The sequence below is a fragment of the Phaeobacter sp. QD34_24 genome, assembly GCF_028890115.1.
GTDB lineage: Bacteria > Pseudomonadota > Alphaproteobacteria > Rhodobacterales > Rhodobacteraceae > Phycobacter.
On the sequence record NZ_JARCJD010000012.1, the window covers coordinates 49,704 to 74,196 of the forward strand.

At 63.1% G+C, this 24,493-nt stretch carries 21 protein-coding genes; 13 read left to right on the forward strand and 8 right to left on the reverse strand.

Annotated features, from left to right (window positions below; all coding sequences use genetic code 11):
* Window positions 1–117: 117 nt before the first annotated feature.
* The 7 genes from PXK07_RS18605 (at window position 118) to PXK07_RS11335 (ending at window position 7,771) form a co-directional block, all read left to right on the forward strand.
* On the forward strand, window positions 118–330 hold the full coding sequence (locus PXK07_RS18605) for a DUF6538 domain-containing protein (RefSeq protein ID WP_446728372.1): 213 nt from the start codon (window positions 118–120) through the stop codon (window positions 328–330).
* 123 nt (window positions 331–453) lie between these two features.
* Window positions 454–1,467 carry a DNA cytosine methyltransferase gene (locus tag PXK07_RS11310; RefSeq protein WP_274848369.1) on the forward strand — a complete coding sequence of 338 codons (1,014 nt, stop codon included), beginning with the start codon at window positions 454–456 and terminating at the stop codon, window positions 1,465–1,467.
* 231 nt (window positions 1,468–1,698) lie between these two features.
* Window positions 1,699–2,484, forward strand: a complete 786-nt coding sequence (locus tag PXK07_RS11315) for a NaeI family type II restriction endonuclease (RefSeq protein ID WP_274848370.1) — start codon at window positions 1,699–1,701, stop codon at window positions 2,482–2,484.
* 171 nt (window positions 2,485–2,655) lie between these two features.
* Window positions 2,656–3,867, forward strand: a complete 1,212-nt coding sequence (locus tag PXK07_RS11320) for a CobW family GTP-binding protein (protein ID WP_274848372.1) — start codon at window positions 2,656–2,658, stop codon at window positions 3,865–3,867.
* 172 nt (window positions 3,868–4,039) lie between these two features.
* Entirely contained in the window at window positions 4,040–4,495 is a 456-nt protein-coding gene (locus PXK07_RS11325) for an Lrp/AsnC family transcriptional regulator (protein WP_274848374.1), read from the forward strand.
* A 60-nt stretch (window positions 4,496–4,555) separates the two neighbouring features.
* Window positions 4,556–5,776 carry a PAS domain-containing protein gene (locus PXK07_RS11330; RefSeq protein ID WP_274848375.1) on the forward strand — a complete coding sequence of 407 codons (1,221 nt, stop codon included), beginning with the start codon at window positions 4,556–4,558 and terminating at the stop codon, window positions 5,774–5,776.
* A gap of 114 nt (window positions 5,777–5,890) precedes the next feature.
* Complete coding sequence (locus PXK07_RS11335) at window positions 5,891–7,771, forward strand: monovalent cation:proton antiporter-2 (CPA2) family protein (RefSeq protein WP_274848376.1); 1,881 nt, start codon at window positions 5,891–5,893, stop codon at window positions 7,769–7,771.
* A 16-nt stretch (window positions 7,772–7,787) separates the two neighbouring features.
* On the opposite strand, the gene cobT is transcribed toward PXK07_RS11335, so the two are convergent.
* On the reverse strand, window positions 7,788–8,804 hold the full coding sequence (gene cobT / locus PXK07_RS11340) for a nicotinate-nucleotide--dimethylbenzimidazole phosphoribosyltransferase (protein WP_274848377.1): 1,017 nt from the start codon (window positions 8,802–8,804) through the stop codon (window positions 7,788–7,790).
* A 100-nt stretch (window positions 8,805–8,904) separates the two neighbouring features.
* Between cobT and PXK07_RS11345 the strand changes: the two genes are divergently transcribed.
* On the forward strand, window positions 8,905–9,660 hold the full coding sequence (locus tag PXK07_RS11345) for an adenosylcobinamide-GDP ribazoletransferase (RefSeq protein ID WP_274848378.1): 756 nt from the start codon (window positions 8,905–8,907) through the stop codon (window positions 9,658–9,660).
* 4 nt (window positions 9,661–9,664) lie between these two features.
* Here the strand turns inward: PXK07_RS11345 and PXK07_RS11350 are convergent, their stop codons facing one another.
* The 6 genes from PXK07_RS11350 to PXK07_RS11375 form a co-directional block, all read right to left on the reverse strand.
* Complete coding sequence (locus tag PXK07_RS11350; protein ID WP_274848379.1) at window positions 9,665–10,438, reverse strand: potassium channel family protein; 774 nt, start codon at window positions 10,436–10,438, stop codon at window positions 9,665–9,667.
* A gap of 90 nt (window positions 10,439–10,528) precedes the next feature.
* Entirely contained in the window at window positions 10,529–11,038 is a 510-nt protein-coding gene (locus tag PXK07_RS11355) for a CarD family transcriptional regulator (RefSeq protein WP_274848380.1), read from the reverse strand.
* Between the two features lie 353 nt (window positions 11,039–11,391).
* On the reverse strand, window positions 11,392–11,730 hold the full coding sequence (gene fdxA, locus PXK07_RS11360) for a ferredoxin FdxA (protein WP_274848381.1): 339 nt from the start codon (window positions 11,728–11,730) through the stop codon (window positions 11,392–11,394).
* 63 nt (window positions 11,731–11,793) lie between these two features.
* Entirely contained in the window at window positions 11,794–12,168 is a 375-nt protein-coding gene (locus tag PXK07_RS11365) for an RNA-binding S4 domain-containing protein (protein WP_274848382.1), read from the reverse strand.
* Window positions 12,169–12,174: 6 nt separating this feature from the next.
* On the reverse strand, window positions 12,175–15,126 hold the full coding sequence (locus PXK07_RS11370; RefSeq protein ID WP_274848384.1) for a helicase-related protein: 2,952 nt from the start codon (window positions 15,124–15,126) through the stop codon (window positions 12,175–12,177).
* Between the two features lie 19 nt (window positions 15,127–15,145).
* Window positions 15,146–15,721 (reverse strand): tetratricopeptide repeat protein, encoded by a 576-nt coding sequence (locus PXK07_RS11375; protein WP_274848386.1) that lies wholly within the window; start codon window positions 15,719–15,721, stop codon window positions 15,146–15,148.
* A 99-nt stretch (window positions 15,722–15,820) separates the two neighbouring features.
* Between PXK07_RS11375 and PXK07_RS11380 the strand changes: the two genes are divergently transcribed.
* The 4 genes from PXK07_RS11380 to PXK07_RS11395 all read left to right on the forward strand — a co-directional run bounded on the left by PXK07_RS11380 (window position 15,821) and on the right by PXK07_RS11395 (window position 20,598).
* Complete coding sequence (locus PXK07_RS11380; protein ID WP_274848387.1) at window positions 15,821–16,111, forward strand: SCP2 sterol-binding domain-containing protein; 291 nt, start codon at window positions 15,821–15,823, stop codon at window positions 16,109–16,111.
* A gap of 20 nt (window positions 16,112–16,131) precedes the next feature.
* Complete coding sequence (locus PXK07_RS11385) at window positions 16,132–17,091, forward strand: alpha/beta fold hydrolase (protein ID WP_274848389.1); 960 nt, start codon at window positions 16,132–16,134, stop codon at window positions 17,089–17,091.
* A gap of 114 nt (window positions 17,092–17,205) precedes the next feature.
* Window positions 17,206–19,026: a M3 family oligoendopeptidase gene (locus tag PXK07_RS11390; RefSeq protein ID WP_274848391.1), complete on the forward strand. Its 1,821-nt coding sequence runs from the start codon at window positions 17,206–17,208 to the stop codon at window positions 19,024–19,026.
* Between the two features lie 279 nt (window positions 19,027–19,305).
* The gene (locus tag PXK07_RS11395) at window positions 19,306–20,598 is read left to right on the forward strand and encodes an O-acetylhomoserine aminocarboxypropyltransferase/cysteine synthase family protein (RefSeq protein WP_274848393.1); all 1,293 of its coding nucleotides are present in this window, start codon (window positions 19,306–19,308) and stop codon (window positions 20,596–20,598) included.
* Between the two features lie 70 nt (window positions 20,599–20,668).
* On the opposite strand, the gene PXK07_RS11400 is transcribed toward PXK07_RS11395, so the two are convergent.
* Window positions 20,669–21,409 (reverse strand): SIMPL domain-containing protein, encoded by a 741-nt coding sequence (locus PXK07_RS11400; protein ID WP_342455869.1) that lies wholly within the window; start codon window positions 21,407–21,409, stop codon window positions 20,669–20,671.
* A gap of 172 nt (window positions 21,410–21,581) precedes the next feature.
* On the opposite strand from PXK07_RS11400, the gene PXK07_RS11405 reads away from it, so the two are divergent.
* Entirely contained in the window at window positions 21,582–24,317 is a 2,736-nt protein-coding gene (locus tag PXK07_RS11405; RefSeq protein ID WP_274848395.1) for a hypothetical protein, read from the forward strand.
* Window positions 24,318–24,493: the final 176 nt, after the last annotated feature.

The following is a 24,493-nucleotide window of genomic DNA, read 5'->3' on the forward strand; positions in this document are numbered from 1 at the left end:
TTCGAGTCCGTGTGGGGGCACCACCTCTCCAGCTAAGGCATTGTTTTCATCAGATTTTGACCGGATCAAGGCGAGGCGTAGAACACATTAGAGAACATTTCGCGCAGCTGTGTCCTCGTGAAGGAAGGCATCTACTACTTCACCCGCCGTATCCCGGTGGATCTCCGACAGCACGGCGCGTCGGGCAAAACCTCCCACGCCCTGAGAACCAGATTCCGCCCGCCAATGAGGCAAACCTACGCGAACGCGGTGTTCGGCTGTTTCGAGAGAAGCGAGCAGATGACATCCGTGATACTGCGACATCCCAACGCCCATACTGACGCTCTCTGATCGGATCGCGGACTTCGGCTAGACCTACATCGGGTCAGTACCCTGGCATCGATCATGCCGGTTGCCTGCTTGGACAACAGCCTGTAAGAACATTCAAAGAACAAGCAGGCGGCATTATCCTGAGTGCAAAACGACGTGCGCACGACAGGGCCTCTGTCAAGAACGAGGGCGATTACCATGCTTACATCCCTGGAACTCTGCGCCGGCGCTGGCGGACAGGCTCTTGGGCTTGAGAAGGCTGGCTTTCACCACAACGCCCTGGTCGAGATCGACAAGCATTGCTGCAACACCCTGCGCCACAATCGGCCCGAGTGGAATGTCCTGGAGGAGGATGTGCAGCTCTTCAAGGAGCGGGCGGCTGAATACCGGGGGATTGACCTGCTGGCCGGCGGGCTGCCCTGCCCACCGTTTTCCGTGGCCGGCAAACAGCTTGGCGAAAAGGATGAGCGCAACCTCTTCAATGATGCGCTTGATATCGTTGATGCTGCTCGTCCCCGGGCCGTGATGATCGAAAACGTTCGCGGCTTCCTTGATGCCGTCTTCCATGATTATCGCGAGCGCCTCAAAGATCAGCTGGCAAAACTCGGCTACCGCACCGACTGGCGGCTGTTGAACGCATCGGACTTTGGCGTGCCGCAGCTTCGGCCCCGTGTGGTGATCATAGCCGTCGAACAGAAGCGTGCCGATCTCTTCGACTGGCCAGAGCCCAACCCCCACAACCCGCCGACCGTCGGTGAAACGCTGCGCGACCTCATGGCGGCGCGGGGATGGCGCGGCGCGGATGACTGGGCCAGCAAGGCGGACGAAATCGCTCCGACCATCGTTGGCGGCTCGAAAAAGCATGGCGGCCCGGACCTTGGACCGACCCGCGCGCGCCGCGCCTGGGCCACGCTGGGCGTGGAAGGCAGAACGATCGCGCCCGAAGCGCCGGACCCTTTCCACAATGGCATGCCGCGCCTGACCGTCCCAATGGTGGCGCGCATTCAAGGGTTTCCCGACGATTGGCATTTTACCGGGGCCAAGACGAACGCGTATCGCCAGGTCGGCAATGCCTTCCCGCCACCGGTTGCCGAGGCCGTGGCAAGAAACGTGGGCGCCGCCCTGCGCAAGCGCGTGCTGAAGCCGGTCAGCGCATAGGCGATTTGTCCAGCCCCGCGCCAGCAAGGGTCGCCCCGAGAAGACTCGCAATGGCATTGACCCCCGGCCCTATTCCTTCTGCGCCCTGACGGACTCGCCTTGGGGCGGTGGTGATGGTATCTGCCAGATATGCGGATGCTTCCTTCCAGAGTTCAACCGGGCCACCCTGACTACTCCTCCCTTGTTCCCATCCGCGACGGCATCATACGTGCCGCGGGCGGACTGGAGGCCTTGACCGCTGCATTCCCCCGGACCGTTCGCGAGGCGATTGACTTCGTGCTGGACCCGGTACGTACGGGGCGCACGCAAATTGCCGATCTCGACAATGTTGAAAAAACATTTGTCGGGCTGAAAATCGAACATTTCGTGCGCGATCTTCTGGACGCTCCGAAAGGTCTGCGTGATCTGGTCATTGATGGGCAGGACGTGGACGTCAAGAACACCCTGGACAACTCCTGGATGATCCCCCCAGAGACATACCGCCGCGAAGATCCCTGCCTTGTCATCAACTCCAAGGAGCAGGACAGCCGATGCTGGATGGGGGTCATGCTGGCCCGGGACAGCTATTTGAACGCGCCGAACCGCGATGGCAAACGGGGCGTCAGCGCCGCGGCAATTGCCGATGTCCTGTGGATTGTCGAGGGGGCAAAGTATCCAGAAACCGTCTGGCTGCCCTTTGACATGACCGCGTTCCGCGACCTGAGGGACAATATCCCCTTTGGCACCAAAAGGATGGCCGAATTCTTCCGGCAGAACCTGGAGCAACCGATCCATCGCTCCGTCGTGCAGGCCCTGCTTTATGACCAATATGACTATATGAAACGCGTTCGCGGCAATGGCGGCGCACGCGACCTGTTGCGAACCGAAGGGATCGCTGTGCTCTCCGGCGTCTACGACAATGCGATCCTGGAGCAGCTTGGCCGCAACCGGTTAAGCCGGGAAGAGGTGATTGCAATTGCGCCGCGAACCGACATCGAACACGCCCGAATGATCGAACTCGGCCTGATTGACGGCTAGGCGCAGCCCCGCATCACAGCCCCCTCTTGAGCGGAGCCCCTCTTCTTTCAAAACCACGTTGAGTTATGTTATCTCATTACTTATTAGTACTCAATTAGGATCACCGGGTGCAGCCTCTTGGAAGCGGCAGGCAACCCGGCCGAGATTTTTGAAAACGGAGGTTTCAACCCGATGAAAGATGTCCCCAGCAAAGACCCCCGCCTGCCCGTCACAGTTCTCTCCGGGTTTCTTGGCGCCGGGAAGACCACGCTGTTGAACCGCGTGTTGAACAATCGTGAGGGCCGCCGCGTGGCGGTGATCGTCAACGATATGTCCGAGGTCAACATCGACGCCGACCTGGTGCGCGAGGGCACCGAACTGTCGCGCTCGGAGGAAAAGTTGGTCGAAATGTCCAATGGCAGCATCTGCTGCACCCTGCGGGACGATCTGCTGAAAGAGGTCCGTCACCTGTCCGAGGAAGGGCGCTTCGACTACCTGCTGATCGAAAGCACCGGCATTTCCGAACCGCTGCCGGTGGCGGCGACCTTCGATTTTCGCGACGAATTGGGCCAGAGCCTGTCGGATGTGGCGCGGCTCGACACCATGGTGACGGTGGTCGATGCGGTGAACCTGCTGCAGGATTTCTCCAGCCACGATTTCCTGACCGATCGCGGCGAATCCTTGGGTGAAGGCGATGACCGCAGCCTGGTCAGCCTGCTCACGGAGCAGATCGAGTTTGCCGATGTGGTGGTGCTGAACAAGGTCTCCGATGCCGGGCCCGCGCGCACCGACATGGCCCGCAAGATCATCCGCGCCTTGAACGGCGACGCCAGGGTCATCGAAACCGATCAGTCGGATGTCCCGGCAGAGGCGATTCTCGATACCGGCCTGTTCGATTTCGACACCGCGCATCAGCATCCGATGTGGGCCAAGGAGCTATATGGCTTTGCCAACCACACCCCCGAGGACGAGGAATACGGCATCGCCTCTTTTGCCTATCACGCCCGCGCGCCCTTTCATCCGCAAAGGCTCTATGATGTGCTGAATGGCGACCTGCCCGGCGTGATCCGCGCCAAGGGGCATTTCTGGATCGCCACCCGCCCGCAATGGGCCGCTGAATTCAGCCTGGCCGGGGCGCTGTCTTCGGTTCAGCCCCTGGGGATGTGGTGGGCCTCGCTGCCGGAAGACCGCCTGCCCAGCCATCCGCAGGCCCAGGCCGAAATCGCGCGCAACTGGGTGGAACCCTGGGGCGACCGGCGCCAGGAGATCGTCTTCATCGGCGTTGATCTGATTCGCGCGGCAATCTGTGACCGCCTGAATGCCGCCCTGATCGATGCCGATCAATTCCGCCCAGAAGATTGGGCCGACCTGCCGGATCCTTTCCCGCGTTGGTATCGGGGATAGTGCAGCCCGGCGATCACCGCAGGATCCGGACGTCCTGCCCTGATGTGCCAGTTTCGGCCTTTGATTGAAAACGCCGCAGCAGATACAGGAGATTTGCGCAAGGTCCTCCAAATGATAAGGTAAGCTGCGCAAACCCCGCACCCCACACCGATTTCTCAGGACCTTGCCGCATATGCTGGACCCCACCGACACCCGCCTTCTGGCAGCCTTGCAGAAGGATGCACATCTCACGGCACAGGAACTGGGGGAATTGTTGAACCTCTCCGCCAGCCAGGCCGGGCGCAGACGTCAGCGCCTGGAGGCCGAAGGCTATATTCAAGGCTATGCCGCACGGCTGGATCCCACAAAACTGGGGCTGGCGGTACAGGGCTTCGTGCAGGTGCATCTGAGCAGTCACGGCCCCGAACAATCGGCCGGTTTTGCCCGGCTTGTCAGCACCCGCGCCGAAATCATCTCGGCCTGGACCATGACCGGGGAAGCGGATTACCTGCTGCGGGTCTACTGCCGCGACCTGCAGGCGCTCAACACGTTGATCCACGAGGTCCTACTGCCTCATCCGGCCGTCGCCCGGGTGCAGAGCCAGATCGTAATGGCACAATTAAAGCGCGATGCACCGCTTCCGACTTAACCATACGGGAACACTCTCAGGGTATTTATACATGGCGCATGCCTAATTCTGGGGACACCTATGTCATTTGTCGACCGCCGTATTGAAACCCGCCCCTCCAGCGGAGAAGCACCGTTTAAACTGAACGAAGTGTTCTTTTCCCGCACGGACAAACGCGGGGTCATCCAGGCCGGAAACTACATCTTCAAACGGGTAGCTCATTATGAGTGGTCCGAACTGATCGGCGCCCCGCACAAGCTGATCCGCCACCCGGATATGCCGCGCGGGCTTTTCCACATGTTCTGGGAAACCATCCAATCCGGCAAAACCATCTGCGCCTACGTCAAGAACCAGGCCAAGGACGGGTTGTATTACTGGGTGTTTGCCGTGGTGGTCCCCTATGAGGGCGGCTATCTCTCCGCGCGCATCAAACCCTCCAGCCCGTTGCTTGGCGAGGCCCGCGAGGTCTACAAGACGATGCTCTTGGCGGAACAGCAGGAAGGCCTTGCCCCCGAGGAAAGCGCCGAAATCATGATGGAATGGGTCCGCAGCCAGGGCTTTGAAGACTACGATCAATTTGCCGCCCATGCGCTGTGCGAAGAGTTCAAGTCCCGCGACAAGGCGCTGGGAAACCATGCGGATGAAACACTTCTGTCCCTGGCCAAGATGCTGGAAAACGCCCAGACCCTGGTCGATCAGACCGAAGGTCTGGTCAAGGATTTCGACGCCATGCACACCATCCCGCATAACCTGCGGGTGATTGCTTCCCGGATCGAACCCGCCGGCGGGCCGGTTACCGTCCTGTCGCAGAACTATGGCGCCATGTCGCGCCAGATGTCGGATTGGTTCGCAGCCCATGTGATGGGCGAAAACAGCACCTTTGCGACGATCAAATCCACCGTCAACACCAGCCTGATGGTGCAATGCATCACCCGCATGCTGCTGGAATGCGACGACCAGCTCACCAAGGAACGGCGCGCCATCGAAGGGGTCGATATGGCGCATGAACGTGCGACATTGAAGCAGATCGTGACCGATCAGCTGGAGCGCAAACGCAAGGGCCAGGAAGACGTCAACCAGGAAGCCGACCGCATCATGCATGCCTGCCAGGTCATGCATCGTCAGTTCCTCGGCCTCAGCTCGACCCGGGTTCTGTGCAAGATCGAGAGCGCCCGCCTGCCCGAATCGGGGGAAACCCTGTCGGACATCATCGATCAGCTGGGGGTCTTCCAGCGCCGAATCTCCGAGCGGCTGGAGCAGATCGAAAAACTGTCCGGCGATATCCGCATCCACGACAGGTGATCCGGCACCGGATCGCAACCGATCACAAGGGTAAGTTTACGACATGGGCGCTCTCTTCGGCGGGGAGCGCCCAAATCCGTTGCCAACCGCAGTGGCGCTTGCGATACCAGCCTCATGGAAACGTTTCTTTATCAGGCTTCGATCTACCTCGCTGCCGCTGTCATCGCGGTGCCGATCGCCGCACGGCTGGGCCTGGGATCCGTCCTTGGCTATCTGGCCGCCGGCATTCTGATCGGCCCGGTCTTCGGGCTGGTCGGGTCAGAGACCCAGAACCTGCAGCATTTCGCCGAATTCGGCGTGGTGATGATGCTGTTCCTGATCGGGCTGGAGCTGGAACCGCGCGCGCTTTGGGCGATGCGTCACAAGCTGTTGGGCCTTGGCGGTTTGCAGATCCTGTTCAGCACCCTGGCGCTGATGGGCGCGGCCATGGCCGCCGGGGAACCCTGGCAGGTGAGCCTTGCCGTCGGCCTGGCGCTGTCGCTCTCCTCCACCGCGATCGTGCTGCAAACCCTGTCGGAAAAGGGCCTGATGCAGACCGGCGGCGGGCGGGCGTCCTTCTCGGTGCTGCTGACCCAGGATATCGCGGTGATCCCGATCCTGGCCTTCCTGCCGCTGCTGGCCACCGGCATCGGCCCCCATATCGGCAGCGACGGGTCGATCCAGCGCGGAGAAAGCGCAGGCCATGGCGCCGGCCATGCCTCGCTGTCGCTGGTCGAAGGCATGCCCGGCTGGGCGGTGACCCTGATCACCATCGGCGCGGTCGCCTTCATCATCCTGGCTGGCATCTACCTGACGCGGCCGCTGTTTCGCTTCATCCACGCCTCCAACCTGCGCGAAATGTACACGGCCCTGGCGCTCTTGATCGTGGTCGGGATCTCCTTCCTGATGACGCTGGTGGGTCTCTCGCCCGCGCTTGGGGCCTTTCTCGCGGGGGTGGTCCTGGCCAACTCGGAATTCCGGCACGAGATGGAAAGCGATCTGAACCCCTTCAAGGGGCTGTTACTGGGTCTGTTCTTCATCACCGTCGGCGCCGGCATCAACTACCGTCTGTTCCTGGCAAGCCCCGGCGACCTGATCGGGCTGGCACTGCTTGTCATCGTCGCCAAGGGGCTGGTGCTGTTCTTCGTCGGACGCGCCTTCGGGCTGCGCAAGCGGGCGCAGTGGCTGTTCACCCTGGGACTGGCGCAGGCGGGGGAGTTCGGCTTCGTGCTGCTGGCCTTCTCGACCCAGCTCAATGTGATCCCTCCGGCCCTGTCGGAGAAACTTCTGCTGATCATCGCCCTGTCGATGCTGATCACCCCGCTGCTGTTCATCATCTATGACCTGCTGTCAAAACGCCTGACCGAGGCGCGCGCCGATCACGAGCCGGACGAAATCGACGAAGAAGGTCCGGTGATCATCGCCGGGATCGGCCGGTTCGGCCAGATCGTGAACCGGCTGGTGCGGGCCAGCGGCTTCAAGACGGTGCTGTTGGACAATGACATGGAGGCGGTCCAGTTGATGCGCCGCTTTGGCGTCAAAAGCTTCCTGGGCGATCCCACCCGGCCCGAGCTGCTGAAGGCTGCCGGGATTGCCAAGGCCAAGATCCTGGTGGTTGCCCTCGATGACCCCGAGAACACGGTGAAACTGGTGCAATATGTGCGCCGCAACTACCCGGACATCCACATCATCGCCCGCGCCTATGATCGCCACCACGTCTTTGAACTGTATCAGGCGGGCGCCAATGACATCGTGCGCGAGATGTTCGACAGCTCCCTGCGCGCCGGGCGCTATGTGCTGGAGCGCATCGGGCTCAGCGAATATGAGGCGGCCCAGGCCGAACAGACCTTTTACGCCCATGACCGTCTGACCATCCGCGAGCTGGCCAAGCAATGGATCCCCGGCACCCCCGCCAGCGAGAACCCCGCCTATATCAAACGGGCCCGGGAGCTGGAGAAGGATCTGGAGACCGCCCTGCTGGAGCTGGCAGAGCAGAAGGAGAAGAAATCCTCCTGATCCGGGCGCGGCGCGTTCAGCCCTCTGCCACGCCCGCTTCGGCAAAGGTCGCCATGCCGCTGTGGCAGGCAATGGCGCCCTTCAGGATCTGGATCGCCAGCGCCGCACCGGAACCTTCCCCCAGCCGCAGGCCAAGGGTCAGCAGCGGCTCTTTGCCCAGCTTGTCCAGCAGCGCGAAATGGGCGGCCTCGGCCCCCTTGTGACCCGCCACCGCATGATCCAGCGCTCCCGGCGCCGTCTGCTGCAGACAGGCCGCGGCCGCACAGCAGATAAAGCCATCCAGGATCACCGGAATACGCAGCACCCGGGCAGCGGCAATCGCACCGGCCATGGCGGCGATCTCGCGCCCGCCCAGGCGCATCAGCGCATCCAGCCCATCCTTGATGTCCCCGCCATGGAACGCCACGCCCTGCCCCACCACACGGGCCTTGTTGGCAAGCCCGGCATCATCGACCCCGGTGCCGCGCCCGGTCCACTCTGCGGCCTCGCCCCCGAACAGGGCACAGGCCAGCGCCGCCGCCGCGGTGGTGTTGCCGATGCCCATCTCGCCCACCACCAGAAGATCGGCCTGTGGGTCCACCGCGGTCCAGCCGGTTTGCAGCGCCTGCAGCAGCTCTGCCGCGCTCATCGCCGGGGCCTTGGTGAAATCCTCGGTCGGGCGGTCCAGATCCAGCGCATGCACATCCATCCGCGCGCCAGCAAGCTTGGCAAGCTGGTTGATCGCAGCGCCGCCATGTTCGAAGTTCAGCACCATCTGCGCGGTCACCTCTGCCGGGAAGGCCGAAACCCCCTGCGCCGTCACCCCGTGGTTGCCCGCAAAGATGATCACCTGCGGCGCCTTGATCTCGGGACGGTCGCTGCCGCGCCAGCCCGCGTACCAGATCGCCAGGTCTTCGAGCCGTCCCAAGGCCCCCGGCGGCTTGGTCAACTGGCCATTGCGGTCCTCTGCTCCGGCCCGGGCAGCGCCATCGGCGGCGGGCGCCGCGCTCAACTGGGCGCGAAAGTCATCAAGAGAAGATATCTGGGACAGCATGGATCAGCCTCGTTGCAACGTGTTACGGGACACGGGTAAAGCGGTTGGGTACTGTTTAACCGCTCGCCCCCCTGCTGCAAGCCCCGCAAGAGACCCGCCCATGCGAAAACCCGACATCCGCGCCATAGATCCTGTTCTGGCTCTGGTGCTCTTGACCCGGCTTCCCCTGCCACGCCTGGGCGCGCAGACATTCGATCGGCAATCGGCGGCTGTCTGGGCCTTTGCACTGGCGGGCTGCGCCGCCGCCCTGCCCGCCTGCCTGCTGGCTGTATTGGCTCTGCACCTCGGCCTGCCCGCGCCAATCACCGCCGGGCTGGTCCTCGCGGTACAGATCCTGTTGACCGGCGCCATGCATGAAGACGGGCTGGCCGATACAGCCGACGGGCTTTGGGGCGGCTTTGATCCTGCGCGTCGGCTGGAGATCATGAAGGACAGCCAGATCGGCACCTATGGGGTGTTGGCGCTGATCCTGGCGCTTGGTCTGCGCTGGACCGCAGTGACGGCCCTGTTGGACAGTACGGAGCCCTGGTCGCTCCTGGCGCTGGCAGCACTCAGCCGGGCCATGATGCCACTTCTGATGCACGGCCTGCCCAATGCCCGTCAGACGGGTCTGTCCCATGGTGTCGGGCGTCCGGCGCTGTTTCCGGTCGTTCTCGGGCTTGTCGTGGCGCTTGGCATTGCGGCTGTCCCGCTGGACCTGCCGGTGCTGCTTGCCATCTGTCTTGCCATGATCGCGACGACGGCAGCCATTGGCATAATTGCCCGCGCCAAGATCGGCGGGCAGACCGGAGACATCCTGGGCGCGACCCAACAGCTTTGCGAGATCTCTGGCCTGCTGGTGTTGCTGGTTCTGTGACGATCTAGTCCACGCCGCCGGTCAAAATCTTCAACTGTTCACCACAGTGTTTGCAATGGACCGCATCAATGTCGTGACGCATCAGGCCACAGGTCGGGCAGGTATAGCGCACCTTCTGCGGCTGAAAGATCGCCTGCGCCAGTCGCACGAACAGCGCCACCCCGACGACCATCACGAAGACCGAGAACATCTTGCCGGCAGGCGAGGCCATGGTGATATCGCCAAACCCCGTGGTGGTGAGCGTTGCCACGGTAAAATACAGCGCATCGATATAGGGCGACTGGGTTTGGGTTTCATCGATGAAGAAGATCAGCACCGCCATGGTGGTGGCAAAGATGAAGACGAACAGGTTGATCCCCGCCAGCAGCGCATCCTCGTTGCGCCGGAAAAAGGTGCTGTCACGGCGCAGGTCGCGCAACAGGTGGTAGGAATGGATCAGCCGCAGCGCCCGCAGGATGCGCAAGAAGGCCAGGCTGCCCGCGAACAAGGGGTCCAGCAGCAGGGTGACGATCACCACCAGATCCGCCAGCGTGTAGATCTGCCAGAAGAAGGCCTTGCGGTCCTTGGCGATCCAGAGCCGCGCCGCCAGATCCAACCCGATGATCACCCCCAGGATCTGGCTGATCGTATTCAAGAGCAGGCCATGGGCGACATGGGCGGTGGCTATGAAAAACAGGATGGTCAGCGCATCGAAAAGGATGACGCCATAGCGAAAGCGGACGGCGCCCTTGGATGCGCCCTCGTATAGAAGGGCCGTGCGTTTTTTCAGATCCTGCATGGGATGGCCTTTTGCGGGCAGGCGCAAAGCGCCAAGAAGAAAGGCCGCGCCAAGCGGCACGGCCCATGGTCATTCAATCCAGGCGCAGCCTCAGGCAGCGCGGGAGGTCAGAACCTCGTCAACCTGCTTGGCGGCAGAGATTTCGTCGCCATCGGCCACGGCTGCCACTTCACGGGTCAGGCGTTCCAGCGCGGCTTCATAAAGCTGGCGCTCGGAATAGCTCTGCTCGCGCTGATCATCGGTGCGGTGCAGGTCGCGCACCACTTCGGCGATGGCGATCAGATCGCCCGAGTTGATCTTCTGTTCGTATTCCTGGGCGCGACGCGACCACATGGCGCGCTTGACCTTGGCCTTGCCCTTGAGCGTCTTCATGGCCTGGTTGATCACGTCGGGCGAGCTGAGCGAGCGCATGCCCACCTCAACCGCCTTGTTGGTCGGCACCCGCAGGGTCATCTTGTCCTTTTCAAAGGTGATCACGAAAAGCTCCAGCGCAAAGCCGGCCACTTCCTGCTCCTCGATCGAGATGATCTGTCCAACACCATGGGCCGGATACACCACGTAATCATTGGGGCGGAATTCGAGCTTCTTCGATTTGGTCATACAGGTCTTTCCTTGCACTTCGCCGGACGGCATGTCCGGCACTACAACGACAAAAACACCACAGGCAGATCACGCCTCGCGATCCGCACTTGCGCGTTTGGTCACAGAAAAACTGCCCAAGGTGCACAAGAACGAATCCGGCAGGTCAGGCACATTTCTCTCTTCTGGTATTACGCAGCAATTGTACCACAAAATCCGGAGGGTCGGAAGGAGCCCGCCCAAACAGCAAAAAACCTGTGCAGGCACCAGCAATTTAAGGCATTTCAGCCAATGGCACGCCCTTGGATCAGGTCGTGACGGTCCCCCTTGCCAGCGGCAAAGCGAATCGCATCAGGGCAAAAGCCCGACGGACCTTAGCCGCCTTCGCCGGGCGCTTCGGAGAAGTATTTCTCCAGCTTGCCGGTCTCGCCATCACGCTCTTCGGCGTCCGGAAGCGGGTCTTTCTTGGAGACGATAACCGGCCACATCTCGGAGTATTTGCGGTTGAATTCCACCCATTTGTCCATGTCCGGCTCGGTATCGGGACGGATGGCATCGGCAGGGCATTCGGGTTCGCAAACACCACAGTCGATGCATTCATCCGGATGGATCACCAGGGTGTTCTCGCCCTCGTAGAAACAATCCACCGGGCAGACCTCGACACAATCAGTGTATTTGCAGGCGATGCAGTTGTCCGTAACGACATAGGTCATGAGGCCGGGTTCCGTTTGCTGTTTGACGTCTAGCTAATTCAGCGCGGCGATATCTTCAAGGTGTCAATAGATGTCGTGCCCACGGGTAAGATCAAGCGCCCTGCGGGATTTCTTATCAGGGCGCCCCTTTCCCTCGAAGCGGGGGTTGGCCGGAACACTGTCCTGCTTTTCGGTCATGTCATGGTAAAGCGCCTGGGCCTCGGGCGCGGGGCCGCGGCGCTCGCCGATGGCTTCGACCCGGACGACCCTGATCTGCCGCCCCTGGGGGAAGGTCAGAACATCACCTGGGGTGACGTTCTGAGCCGGTTTCGAGATCTTGCCGGAGTTGAGCCGCACATGACCTGCAGAGACCTGTTTCGCGGCCAGGCTGCGGGTCTTGAAGAACCGCGCATGCCATAGCCACTTGTCGATACGGATCTTGGCGGTGCCGCCCTCCATCGCGGATCAGTCGCCCTGTTTCAGCCCCATCAGCGCCGCGGCGAAGGGGTTGTCGGGATCGATCTGCTTTTCCTTCTTGGGCGGGCGGGCCGAGTAGGTCTTGCTGCCCTGCTGCTGAGGACGTCCGCCCTTCTTGCCGCCGGGCTTGCCGGGGCCGCCCTTGGCACCACGGGGCTTGCCCTTGCCGCCTGCGCCGCCACCTGCACCGCCACGGGCGTCCTGCCCACGGCGCTGGCCACGGTTTCCGCCCTGCTGACGGGCACGACCGCCCCAGGTGAAGGTGTAAAAGACCTCGACCTCGGGGGCATCAACTGCCACATCGGCGGCTTCGCCGGTCGGGGTCTCGTTTTCGGCAACTTCGGCAACGGCTTCTGTGGCTTCGGCTTCGGGAGCCGTTTCGGCAACCGGTGCAACACCTTCGTCCGGGATGGCTGCCGCTTCGGGCACCACATCGGCCGGAGCCGCCTCCCCTTCAGCCGCCGGAGCGGCAGCGGGCGTATTCTCGGCTTCAGCGGCGGCATCCATCACCGGCTGGCCTTCAGCAGGCGTGCCAGTCTCGGCCACGACTGCATCCACCGGCTTCACCTTTTCCCGCTCGCCCTTCTCGGCGCGGTAGCCAAGGCCCTGCATCAGATCGGCAAATTGTTCCAGCGTCATGCCGGTGATCGACAGCATGTCGGGCTTGGCCTCGAAACCACCGCGGCTGTCTTCGGCGCGCAGCATATCGGCCAGGCGCTCCAGCATATCGACGCGGATCATCCGCTCGCCTGCGGCGCGGTAGCCGGACATGGTGTCATAGCCTTCGGGCGCATCCTTGATGGTCGGCACGGTGACCAGACCCGGCGGCGGCGCCTCGGGGAAGTCCTGCAAGCCATTTGCCAGCGACCACAGCACCAGACGCAGGCGCGTCGGGGCGGGTTTCAGCAGCAACGGCATGAAAATGGTGAACTGGCCGAAGCGCAGACCGTGTTTGCGCAGCGCACCGCGCGCGTCCTGGTCCAGGTCCTTGACCTCCTGCGCGACGCTGTGACGCGGCAGAAGACCCAGCGCTTCGACCATGCGGAAGGCGAAACCACGGGCCAGGCCGTTCAGCTCTTCGTCCTTCTGCAGATTGATCAGCGGCTCAAACAGCGCCTGGATCTTGCGGCTGATGAAATGCTGCAGGCGGCGTTCGACCTTCTGCGCGACCTCTGCGCCTGCGGCATCATCCACGAAGACCTGTACACCCGGCGTGAGCGGATCCGCTCCGGCAACCAATTTGCCCACCGCGCTGTCGCCCCACATGAGGCCGCCCTGTTCGGTAAAATCAATTTCGGTATCGGGTGCGTTGTAGAACCGGTCCGCCCGCAGATGAAAATGCGGCACCAGCGCCTGCATGGAGGCGGATTTCAGCGCCTTTGCCTCGGCGCCCTCTGCCCCCTTGTCAGGCGAGAACCGGAATCCTTCGAGCCGTCCGACGAATTCGCCCTCGACGGTCACTTCACCCTTGTCATTCACTTCGGCCAAAAGGGCCTCCTTCTGTTTGAGCCGGCGCAAAAGCACGGATGTGCGCCGGTCCACAAATTTTTCAGTCAGCCGCTCGTGCAGTGCGTCCGACAACCTGTCTTCTACAGCGCGCGTTTGCTCACGCCAATGACTTTCATCATGTAGCCAGCCTTTCCTCTGGGCCACATAGGTCCAAGTGCGGATAAATGCCAATCGTTTTGACAGAACATCGATATTTCCGTCTGTCCGATCGATCCTTTTGATCTGTCGCGCCATCCAATCGTCGGGGACAACGCCGCCGCCATGCAGGTGATCGAAAATCCCCCGCAAAAGTGCGGCATGTTCACTGTGGCTGATGCCGCGGAAGTCGGGGATTCGGCAGACATCCCACAACAGCCGCACCGAGGGCGCATTGGTGGTACGCGCCAGGATCTCGGGATCCTGCGACAGCGCCTTCAGGGCCAACAGGTCGTCCGCCTCGCGCGCCTTGATCAGCACCTCATCCTGCGGGCTGACCTCCAGCGAGCGGACCAGCGCCTCCACCGTGCCGAACTGCAGCGCGGAAGAGCGCCAGTTGAGTTTCTTCAGCGGCGTGAAGCGATGTTCCATGATCGCCTGGGCCGTTCCTTCGTCCAAGGGCCGAGCATCGCCGGTCACCCCGAACGAGCCGTGGCTCATGCCCCGCCCGGCGCGGCCCGCGATCTGGGCCAGCTCGTTTGGCGCCAGCGGGCGCATCCGGCGCCCATCGAATTTGCTGGTGGAGGCGAAGGCCACATGATCGATATCGAGGTTCAGCCCCATGCCGATGGCATCCGTCGCCACCAGATAGTCGACCTCACCGTTCTGATAGAGCTCAACCTGCGCATTGCGCGTGCGCGGGCTGAGCGCCCCCATCACCACGGCGGCTCCGCCCTTCTGGCGGCGGATTAGCTCGGCAATGGCATAGACGTTGTCGACGGAAAAGCCGACGATGGCGGTGCGCGGCGGCATCCGGCTGATCTTCTTCGATCCGGCATAGACCAGATCCGACATCCGTTCGCGGCGCACGAATTCCACCCCCGGCACCAAGGCCTGGATCGGCCCGCGCATGGTATCGGCGCCCAAGAACAGCGTCTCATGGGTGCCGCGCGCGCGCAGCAACCGGTCGGTAAAGACATGGCCCCGTTCAGGGTCAGCACAGAGCTGGATCTCGTCCACGGCCAGGAAATCGCAGCCCATACCTTCGGGCATCGCCTCCACCGTGCAGATCCAGTACTGAGCGCGCGGCGGCACGATACGTTCCTCGCCGGTGACCAGCGCCACCACCGACGGCCCGCGTGCCGCGACAACCTTGTCATAGACCTCGCGCGCAAGCAGCCGCAGCGGAAAGCCCATGATGCCGGTGCGATAGCCCAGCATCCTGTCGATTGCGTAATGGGTTTTGCCTGTGTTGGTTGGACCGAGAACGGCCACCACCCGTGATGCGTTTGCCATTTGAGCCACCCCGGCGGGCCTATAGTTCCTTGCCCTCGACCAGGGGCGCCAATCGGTCGAGCGCCTTGGTTACTTCCTCGTGGTTCGGATGTATAGCCTTGGCGCGCAAATAGGCCTGATAGGCGGTTTCGGGATCGCGAAACTGTTCAAACAGCGTGCCCAGCGCAAAGATCGCATCGTAATCATTGGGATTGAGCGCCAATGCGCGCTCCAGATCGGCCACCGAAGGCCCATATAGCTCTGCCACGAAATAGGCGCGGGCCCGCTCGTACCAGCCGCGCGCAAACCCCGGCGCATGATCGGTGAGCGCGGTCAGATGTTCGATCGCGGCGGCAGTATCGCCCCGCTCCAACGCCTGCACGCCGCGCGCCAGCATCAGATCCATCGCGGGCGAGCCGCTCTTGCGCCAAAGCGCCTGCAACTCACGATCGATGGCGCTGGCATCCACTGGATCGGCATCTGCCAGTTCCATCAGCAAGTCCGCCTCATCCGGCGGCGACTGCACCTGCGCAAATCCGCTGACAGGCAGGGAAAACGTGACTGTCAGCGCCGTTGCCGCCACGATAGCTTTGAGGTTCGGAACATTTGCAATCATGATGCTTCAATGTAACCCAAGGCAGCGTATTTTCCAGTGGCGTAGACGAAAGCTTCACACAAAAATGCGATGCCCCTGCAAATGAGCGAGGAAAGACAGATGAGCGACACCCTGACACAAGCCGCCGAAGCGCTGAACGAAAAGCTGGAAGCAGGCGGATTTGACGGCAGCGCCAAGTTCGCGATCGAGGACATGGGCGCAATCGTGCTGGACAGCGACGGCGTGCGCGTCAGCGACGAAGAGGCCGACGTCACCATGTCGGCAGACGCCGAGACCTTCCAGGCGATCCTCTCGGGTGAATTGAACCCCACCGCCGCCTTCATGTCCGGCAAGCTGACCATTGATGGCGACATGGGCACCGCGATGAAACTGGCCTCGGTCCTGGCCTGACTGCACTAGGAGACCTGCCGATGGAGCTGACCCCCGCCCCCTATTTCCGCGATATTGCCGAGGGACCGGAGGGCGGCGTGGCCCATTGGGTGACTTGCGAAGATGGCCTGCGCATCCGCGTGGGCCATTGGCTGCCGCAAGGACTGCCGTTTGATGCGATCAAGGGCACCGTCCTGATCTTTCCGGGGCGTACGGAATACATCGAGAAATACGGCCCCTCCGCTGTTGACCTGGGCAAACGCGGTTTTGCCGCCCTGGCGGTGGACTGGCGCGGTCAGGGGCTGGCCGACCGCATGCTGGACGACCGGCTGCTCGGTCATGTCGATCACTTCCCCGATTTCCAGCGCGATGTGCGCGCCACGGTGAAGCTGGCCGAAGCGCTGGATCTGCCGCAACCCTGGTTCCTGCTGGCGCATTCCATGGGCGGCGCCATCGGTTTGCGCGCCCTGATCGAAGGGCTGCCGGTCAAGGCCTGCGCCTTTACCGGGCCGATGTGGGGCATCCAGATTCCCGCCGCAATGCGCCCCGTCGCGCGCATTCTGGGCACGCTGGCGCCGATCCTCGGCTTCAGCTCCATGCGCGCGCCCACCACCACCAAGGGCCACTACGTGCAGACCGCGCCCTACGAGGGCAACACGCTCACCAATGATGCGGATATGTACCGTTTCATGCAGGAACAGCTGGAGGCCGAGCCGGACCTGACCCTTGGTGGCCCCACCGTGCATTGGCTCAGCGAAAGCCTGCAGGAATGCGCGCGCCTGGCCGCGCTGCCCTCGCCCGCACTGCCCTGTGTCACCTTCCTCGGCAGTGACGAGCAGATCGTCAACGCAGAAGCCATCCATAACCGCATGCGCCGCTGGCCGGGCGGCGAACTGGATCTGGTTCAGGGTGCCCAGCACGAGGTGGTGATGGAAGGCCCCGCCATCCGCCGACACACATTCGACCGCATGTGCGCCCTGTTTGTACAATACCGTGGCTGATGCGGTACCGCTCGGCTGATCGCTTGTGATCCCGCGCGCCCCTGCTTAGATGTTTGGCAAATGGTGCAGCCCCGCTGCGCCCCTTCTTCTCACATGACCCTTCAAGGAGGCCCCATGTTCCAACTCCCCTTCCCCCTTCGCGATGCCAATGCAGGCTCTGGTCCCGATAGCCTCGGCAATCTGCCCGAGTGGGATCTGAGCGATCTTTACACGGCGGTCGACGCCCCCGAACTGGCCCGCGATCTGGACTGGCTGGAGCAGGAATGCAGCGCATTTGCCGCCGATTACGAAGGCAAGCTGGCGGATCTTGACGCCGCTGGCCTGCTGGACTGCGTGTTGCGCAACGAGAAGATCAACGCCATCGCGGGCCGCGTCATGTCCTATGCGGGCCTGCGTTATTACCAGCTGACCACCGATGCCGAGCGCGCCAAGTTCCTGTCGGACTGCCAGGAAAAGGTCACCGTCTTCACCACGCCGCTGGTCTTCTTCACGCTGGAGATCAACCGGATCGAGGACGACAAGCTGAAGGCGCTTTTTGCCGAAAACGCCGATCTGGCCCGCTATGAACCGGTCTTCCGCCGCATCCGCGCCATGAAGCCCTACCAACTGTCCGATGAGCTGGAGAAGTTCCTGCACGACCTGGGTGTCGTCGGCGATGCCTGGGAAAAGCTGTTCGATGAAACCATCGCAGGCCTCAGCTTCACCGTGGAGGGTGAAGAGCTGAACATCGAAGGCACGCTCAATTTCCTCACCGACCCGGACCGCAGCAAACGCGAAGCCGCCGCGCGCGAACTCGCCCGCGTCTTTGCCGAGAACATCAAGGTCTTTGCCCGCGTGCACAACACCCAGGCCAAGGAAAAGGAAATCGTGGACCGCTGGCGCGGCATGCCCTCGGCGCAGATGGGACGGCACCTATCCAACGACGTAGAGCCCGAGGTGGTCGAGGCGCTGCGCGAAGCCGTGGTCGCCGCCTACCCCAAGCTGTCGCACCGCTATTATGAGCTGAAGCGCAAGTGGCTGGGGCTGGACCGCATGCAGGTCTGGGACCGCAACGCACCCCTGCCGATGGAAGTCACCCGCACCGTCGGCTGGGACGAGGCCCGCGACATCGTGATGGAGGCCTATGGCGCCTTTGATCCGCGCATGGCGGATCTGGCCGATCCCTTCTTCAACAAGGGCTGGATCGACGCTGGCGTGAAACCCGGCAAGGCGCCGGGCGCCTTTGCCCACCCCACCGTTACCGCAGTGCACCCCTACGTGATGCTGAACTACTTGGGCAAACCGCGCGATGTGATGACGCTGGCGCATGAGCTGGGGCACGGCGTCCATCAGGTGCTGGCCGCCGGTCAGGGCGAGATGCTCTCCTCCACCCCGCTGACGCTGGCGGAAACCGCGTCCGTCTTTGGCGAGATGCTGACCTTCCGCAAGATGCTGGAAAAGGCCAAGGACAAGAACGAGCGTCGCGTGCTGCTGGCGGGCAAGGTTGAGGACATGATCAACACGGTCGTGCGCCAGATCGCCTTCTATGATTTCGAGTGCAAGCTGCACGAGGCGCGCCGTGGCGGAGAGCTGACGCCCGATGACATCAATGCGCTCTGGATGTCGGTGCAGGCCGAATCCCTGGGCGAAGCCTTTGATTTCATGGAAGGCTATGAAACCTTCTGGGCCTATATCCCGCATTTCGTCCACTCGCCCTTCTACGTCTACGCCTATGCCTTCGGCGACGGGTTGGTGAACGCGCTCTACTCGGTCTACGAGGAAAACCCCGAAGGCTTCCAGGAGAAGTATTTCGACATGCTGAAGGCCGGCGGTTCAAAACACCACAAGGAGCTTTTGGCGCCCTTTGGCCTTGATGCCTCGGACCCCAAGTTCTGGGACAAGGGCCTGTCGATGATCTCCGGCATGATCGACGAGCTGGAGGCGATGGAGGATTGATCCTTCACCCCCGGCAGGCGCGTCGCCTGCCCCTGTACTGACAGCACTTGCCTGGCCATTCCCCTTTGGCCAGGCTTTTCTTTGCGCCAACATCCGGCGCATGGGCCATCCAGCAAAGCGCTCGGCCGCTGGCGCCCCTTTCGGATGCGGATCTTGGGACGTTTTCCTCCTTCGCCCCCGGCTGGCCACCATCCCGTCCCGATTTCGCGAGAGTGCGTTGTGCGAAACGCCCGGCTGGCTTAAACCTGTGGCAACCAATGACCTCAGGGAGAGAGACAGATGACCGACGCGCCCAGCTACGGTTTTGACACATTGCAGATTCACGCCGGTGCACGGCCCGATCCGGCCACCGGTGCCCGTCAGACCCCGATTTACCAGACCACATCCTATGTATTCCGCGATGCGGATCACGCCGCAGCTTTGTTCAACCTGCAAGAGGTCGGCTTCATCTATTCGCGCCTGACCAACCCCACGGTTGCAGTGCTGCAGGAACGCCTGGCGACGCTGGAAGGCGGCGTTGGTGCGGTCTGCTGTTCTTCGGGCCATGCGGCGCAGATCATGGCGCTGTTCCCGCTGATGGCGCCGGGCTGCAATGTTGTGGCCTCCACCCGTCTTTATGGCGGCACCGTCACCCAGTTCAGCCAGACCATCAAACGCTTTGGCTGGTCGGCCAAGTTCGTCGACACCGACGATCTGGACGCAGTGCGCGATGCCATCGATGAAAACACTCGCGCGGTCTTCTGCGAATCCATCGCCAACCCCGGCGGCTATGTGACCGACATCCGCGCCATGGCCGATGTGGCCGATGCCGCAGGTGTGCCGCTGATCGTGGACAACACCACCGCGACCCCCTACCTGTGCAACCCGATTGCCCAGGGGGCCACACTGGTGGTGCACTCCACCACCAAATACCTCACTGGCAATGGCACCGTAACCGGCGGCGTGGTGATCGATTCGGGCAACTTCGACTGGTCCGCCAGCGACAAGTTCCCGTCCCTGTCCGCGCCCGAGCCTGCCTATCACGGCCTCAAGTTCCACGAGACCTTCGGCTCCCTTGCCTTCACCTTCCACGGCATCGCCATCGGCCTGCGTGACCTCGGCATGACCATGAACCCGCAGGCGGCGCATTATACGCTGATGGGGATCGAAACCCTGTCCCTGCGCATGCAGCGCCACTGCGAGAACGCCACGAAGGTCGCAAGCTGGCTGGAGCAGGACGAGCGGGTGGATTACGTCACCTACGCCGGTCTGCCCTCCTCGCCCTATTACGAGCGGGCGCAGGCCTGCTACCCCAAGGGCACCGGCGGGTTGTTCACCTTTGCGGTCAAGGGCGGCTATGAGGCCTGCATCAAGCTGGTGGACGCGCTGGAGATCTTCTCCCATGTGGCGAACCTTGGCGATACCCGCTCGCTGATCATCCACTCGGCCTCCACCACCCACCGCCAGCTGACGCCCGAGCAGCAGGAAGCCGCTGGCGCGGGCCCCAACGTGGTGCGCATCTCCATCGGGATCGAGGATGCCGACGATCTGATCGCCGACCTGGACCAGGCACTGACCAAGGCCTGCGGCTAAGTCCCGATCGGGAAAAACAACAAAGGCCGGGGCGTTCCCCGGCCTTTTTCATTTTCGGCGCAGGGGTTTGCTACTCTCCCGCTGTCTCCAGCAGGTCAAAGACGACCGACACGCTGTGTTCGAACGACAGGCTGCCCGCCTCCACCGGCACAGATCCCGAACGCGCCATTTCCATTGCCATCATCGGCACCCCGCCGCCACCGCCGTGTTCGCTGATCGAGCGCACCGGGCCAAGGGTCATCTCGGCTGCCTCGGCCAGTTGGCGCGCCTTGCGGATCGCATCCCGGACCGCATCGCCGCGGATCTGGTCCAAGACCGCTGCGCGGTCCGCAACGCCAAAGCTCAGGCCGCGAAACTCATTGGCACCCGCCTGAAGCACGTCGTCCAGGATCTTGCCAAGGTTTTCCAGGTCTCGCACCCGCACGGCCAGCGTGTTGGAGGCCACGAAGCCGGTGATCTCCCGCCTTTCCTGCGAATTGTCATAGCGATCCCCGCTCCAGATCGGATCAACCGAAATCCGCTGCGTCTGCATGTCTTCGCCTGCGATCCCGGCCTCGCGCAGCTGCGCGATCACCTGCGCCATGTCATCGGACACCCGGCGCATCGCCAGGGCGGCCTCCTTTGCGTCGGCGGTGACGCCCAGCGTGATCACCGCCCGATCCGGTGCCACCTCCGTGCGGGCCTCGCCGGTGACCGAGATCTGGCGCGGGGCGATGGCCTGCTCGGCCATGCTGCCGCCGGCAAAGCCGCATAGAATGGCAAGAGAGACCAGAGTTGCCCGGGTGGTCATTGCGGTCAGTGCTGTCTTCATGGCGCTTTCTCCTGTTGCTCCAGACCAAATGAAAGCGCTTCCTTGCCGCAGGCAAGGGCAATTCCCCTCTTTTCCTTTTCCTCGGCAAACTCCTGCTTTAAGGTCTGGTCCCAAGGCCATACGGGCACAAAAGCGGTCCGGGCGACAGGAACTTGGATGGTTTGACCGCACAATGAAACCGGGGTTTGCTCTTTCACTGTCTTCGGAAGGCATCAGCTATCTGCACCGCGCTGCCGGTGGATGGCGCAATATCGGAACCGTGACGCTGGATCATCCCGATCTGTCCGGCGCGCTGGCGCTTCTACGCAGCAAAGGTGATGCGCTGGCCCTGCCGGACCCCGATTGCTGCAAACTCGTGATCCCGAACGAGCAGATCCGCTATCTGACGATTGAAACCGGCGCCATCGATGCACGCCAGCGCCGGGCCCTTGCCGAAGCCGCCCTGGAGGGCGCAACGCCCTATGCTGTAGCGGATCTCGCCTTTGACATCTCCGAAGACGGCCCCCTGACCCATATCGCCGCCGTCGCCCGTGAAACCCTGGAAGAGGCCGAGACATTTGCCCTGGATCACGGGTTTACCCCCGCCAGTTTCGTAGCCATTCCCGGCGATATGGATTTCCTGGGCGAGCCGTTTTTTGGTCAAGCCCGCTCCATTGGCGACAGCCCGATAGAGCCGGACGGAATCGCAGTGGTGGATATCGGCCCGGCACTGCCCGCCCCCGCCGCTCCTGAGGCGGACCCGCAAGCCGATGATCCGGCTCCATCTGAGGAGGAAGCGACAACGCCTGCCGCTGCCGCCAAGCAGGACAGCACGACAAAGGCGCAGGACAGAGTTCAGGATACCGGTCAGGACACGGGCCAGGACACCGGTCAGGACGCAGTCCAGGAGACTGGACGGAAACCGGGCAAGCCCGCGGCAGAGGCCCCGGCGCGGGCCGGGCTGACCCTGACCGCCGCGACAGAGGTCGCCTTGGCCGAAGGCGAAGACCCGACCTCCGACAGCGGCAGCGACACGCAGGACGACGGGCCTGCCCTCGGGTTCAGCAGCCGCAGGCGCAAAACCGCAAAAGCCCCGGCTGCTGCGGGCGCTGCGGTCAAGGCAGCCGTCGATAGAGCGGCCGATACAAAAACCCCGGCGCTGGCCGGAGCAAGCCGCTCCACACCGCAGCCCGCAGCGGATGTGGAGCTGACGGCAGCCAAACCGTCCCCGGCAAAGGCCCCCGCTGCCCGCCAGAAAACGGCAGCCGCAGCGTTGAAGGCCCAGGAGAAGAACCTCGCCTCCGAATTGGCGGCCGCAGCGCTCTCGCAAACCTCTGCCCCTGGGCTGGGCACCGCCGCAGTTTCTCCAGAAAAGGGCGCGAACTGGTCGCGAAGGCTCCCCTCGGGGGCAGGCCTGGCAGCTGCCGCAACCGGGATGCTGCGCAGGCTCGGCAAGAACCAGGCTGCCGAGAAGCCGGAAAAAACCCGCAGTAACATGGGGTTAATCCTGACCGCCCTGCTGCTGATCTTCATGCTGGCCGTGGCCGCATTTGCCTACTTCAGTGGCAGCGGCCCCTTTGCTCGGCTCACCGAGAGAGACCCTGCCGAAGACAGCGCCGTGACGACGCCCGGCGCGCCGGACACCGCGGATCCTGCCGACGCCCCGCAGACCGACAGCACAGAGACCGCACCGCAGGAACCGGCCCCCGAAACGGGCGAGGGCATCGGCCCCGCCTTGCCGCCGCAGCCCCTGGTCTCGACCGAACTGAACGAGCGGCCCATCGCCCCGCAGGTCAGCGCCCTGCCCGGCCAGCCTGACCCGGGCGTGGTCTTCCTGTCCGAGGATCCGACCGCCGCCGGAACAGGCCAACCGGGCATCTTGGAAGACGAGGATCTGGCCCTGCTTGATCCCGATATGCTGCTGCCGCCCGGAAGCCCGGATGACATCCTGTTTGACGACGGCCCCGAGCAGGCCGAGCAAGACGCCCTGGCCATGGCCGCGCAATATGCCGCCACCGGCATCTGGCAGATGGTTCCCGAGATCTCCGAGGTGCCCGCGATCGTGGATCTCGACAATATCTACGTGGCCTCCATCGATCACACCGACCTGTCCCAGGACGCCGTTGCCCTTCCGGCGCAACCGACAGGAGAGCAGGATGAGGCGCCGGATGTTGTCAGCTCACCCGCCGCTGCCGGAAGCAGTATCGCGCTGAACCCCCGGGGTCTGGTCGAAGCCACGCCCGAAGGCACGGTGAACCCGGATGGGGTGATGGTCTACCTTGGCCGCCCGCCGGTGGTGCCGCCCCCCACCCCGCCACGCGCCGATCCTGATGCGCTGGCCGCACAAGAGGCCGAAGCCGCAGAAGCCGCCCGGCTTGCCGCCCTGTCGCGGCTTCGCCCAAGGGCCCGGCCGACGGATCTGGCAGAACAGGTGGAGCGCAGCCAGCTGGGGGGGCGCAGCCGCGCCGAACTGGCGGGCCTGCGCCCGCGTGCACGTCCGCAGACGCTCAAGACCGAAGAAGAGGAAAACCAGCCCGCGACCGAACAGGCCGTGGCAACCTCCGTTTCTCCGCGCGCGCGTCCGGCCAATTTCGCCAATATCGTGGATCGGGCCAGACGCAGCACGCCGGACACCGCGACCGCCGCCGCCGTTCCCGCTGCGGCAAGCGTGGCACCGCGCCTCCCCAGCTCTGCCTCGGTGGCGCGCCAGGCCACGATCACCAACGCGATCAATCTTCGGCACCTGAACCTGATCGGTGTCTACGGCACCGCCGCCAACCGCCGTGCCCTGGTGCGCCTGCCCAGCGGGCGCTATCGCAAGGTCCAGGTCGGCGACCGCCTGGATGGCGGCCAGGTCATCGCCATCGGCGAAACCCAGCTTCAATATCAAAAGAGCGGTCGCAACCAGACGCTGAAAATGCCTGAGTGACCCCCTGGCGCTGGCACCGATATGATCGGCGCCGTCAGCCATAATTCCTCCCCCCAAGAATACCTCTTCCGACCCTATGCCCGCAGCACGCAGGGCTTGCAGCACGGATCTTCATATTAAATGGGCATTCTCCAATGCTGCGGCTGTCAATTCACTTGACCCGGAGACGACCAAGA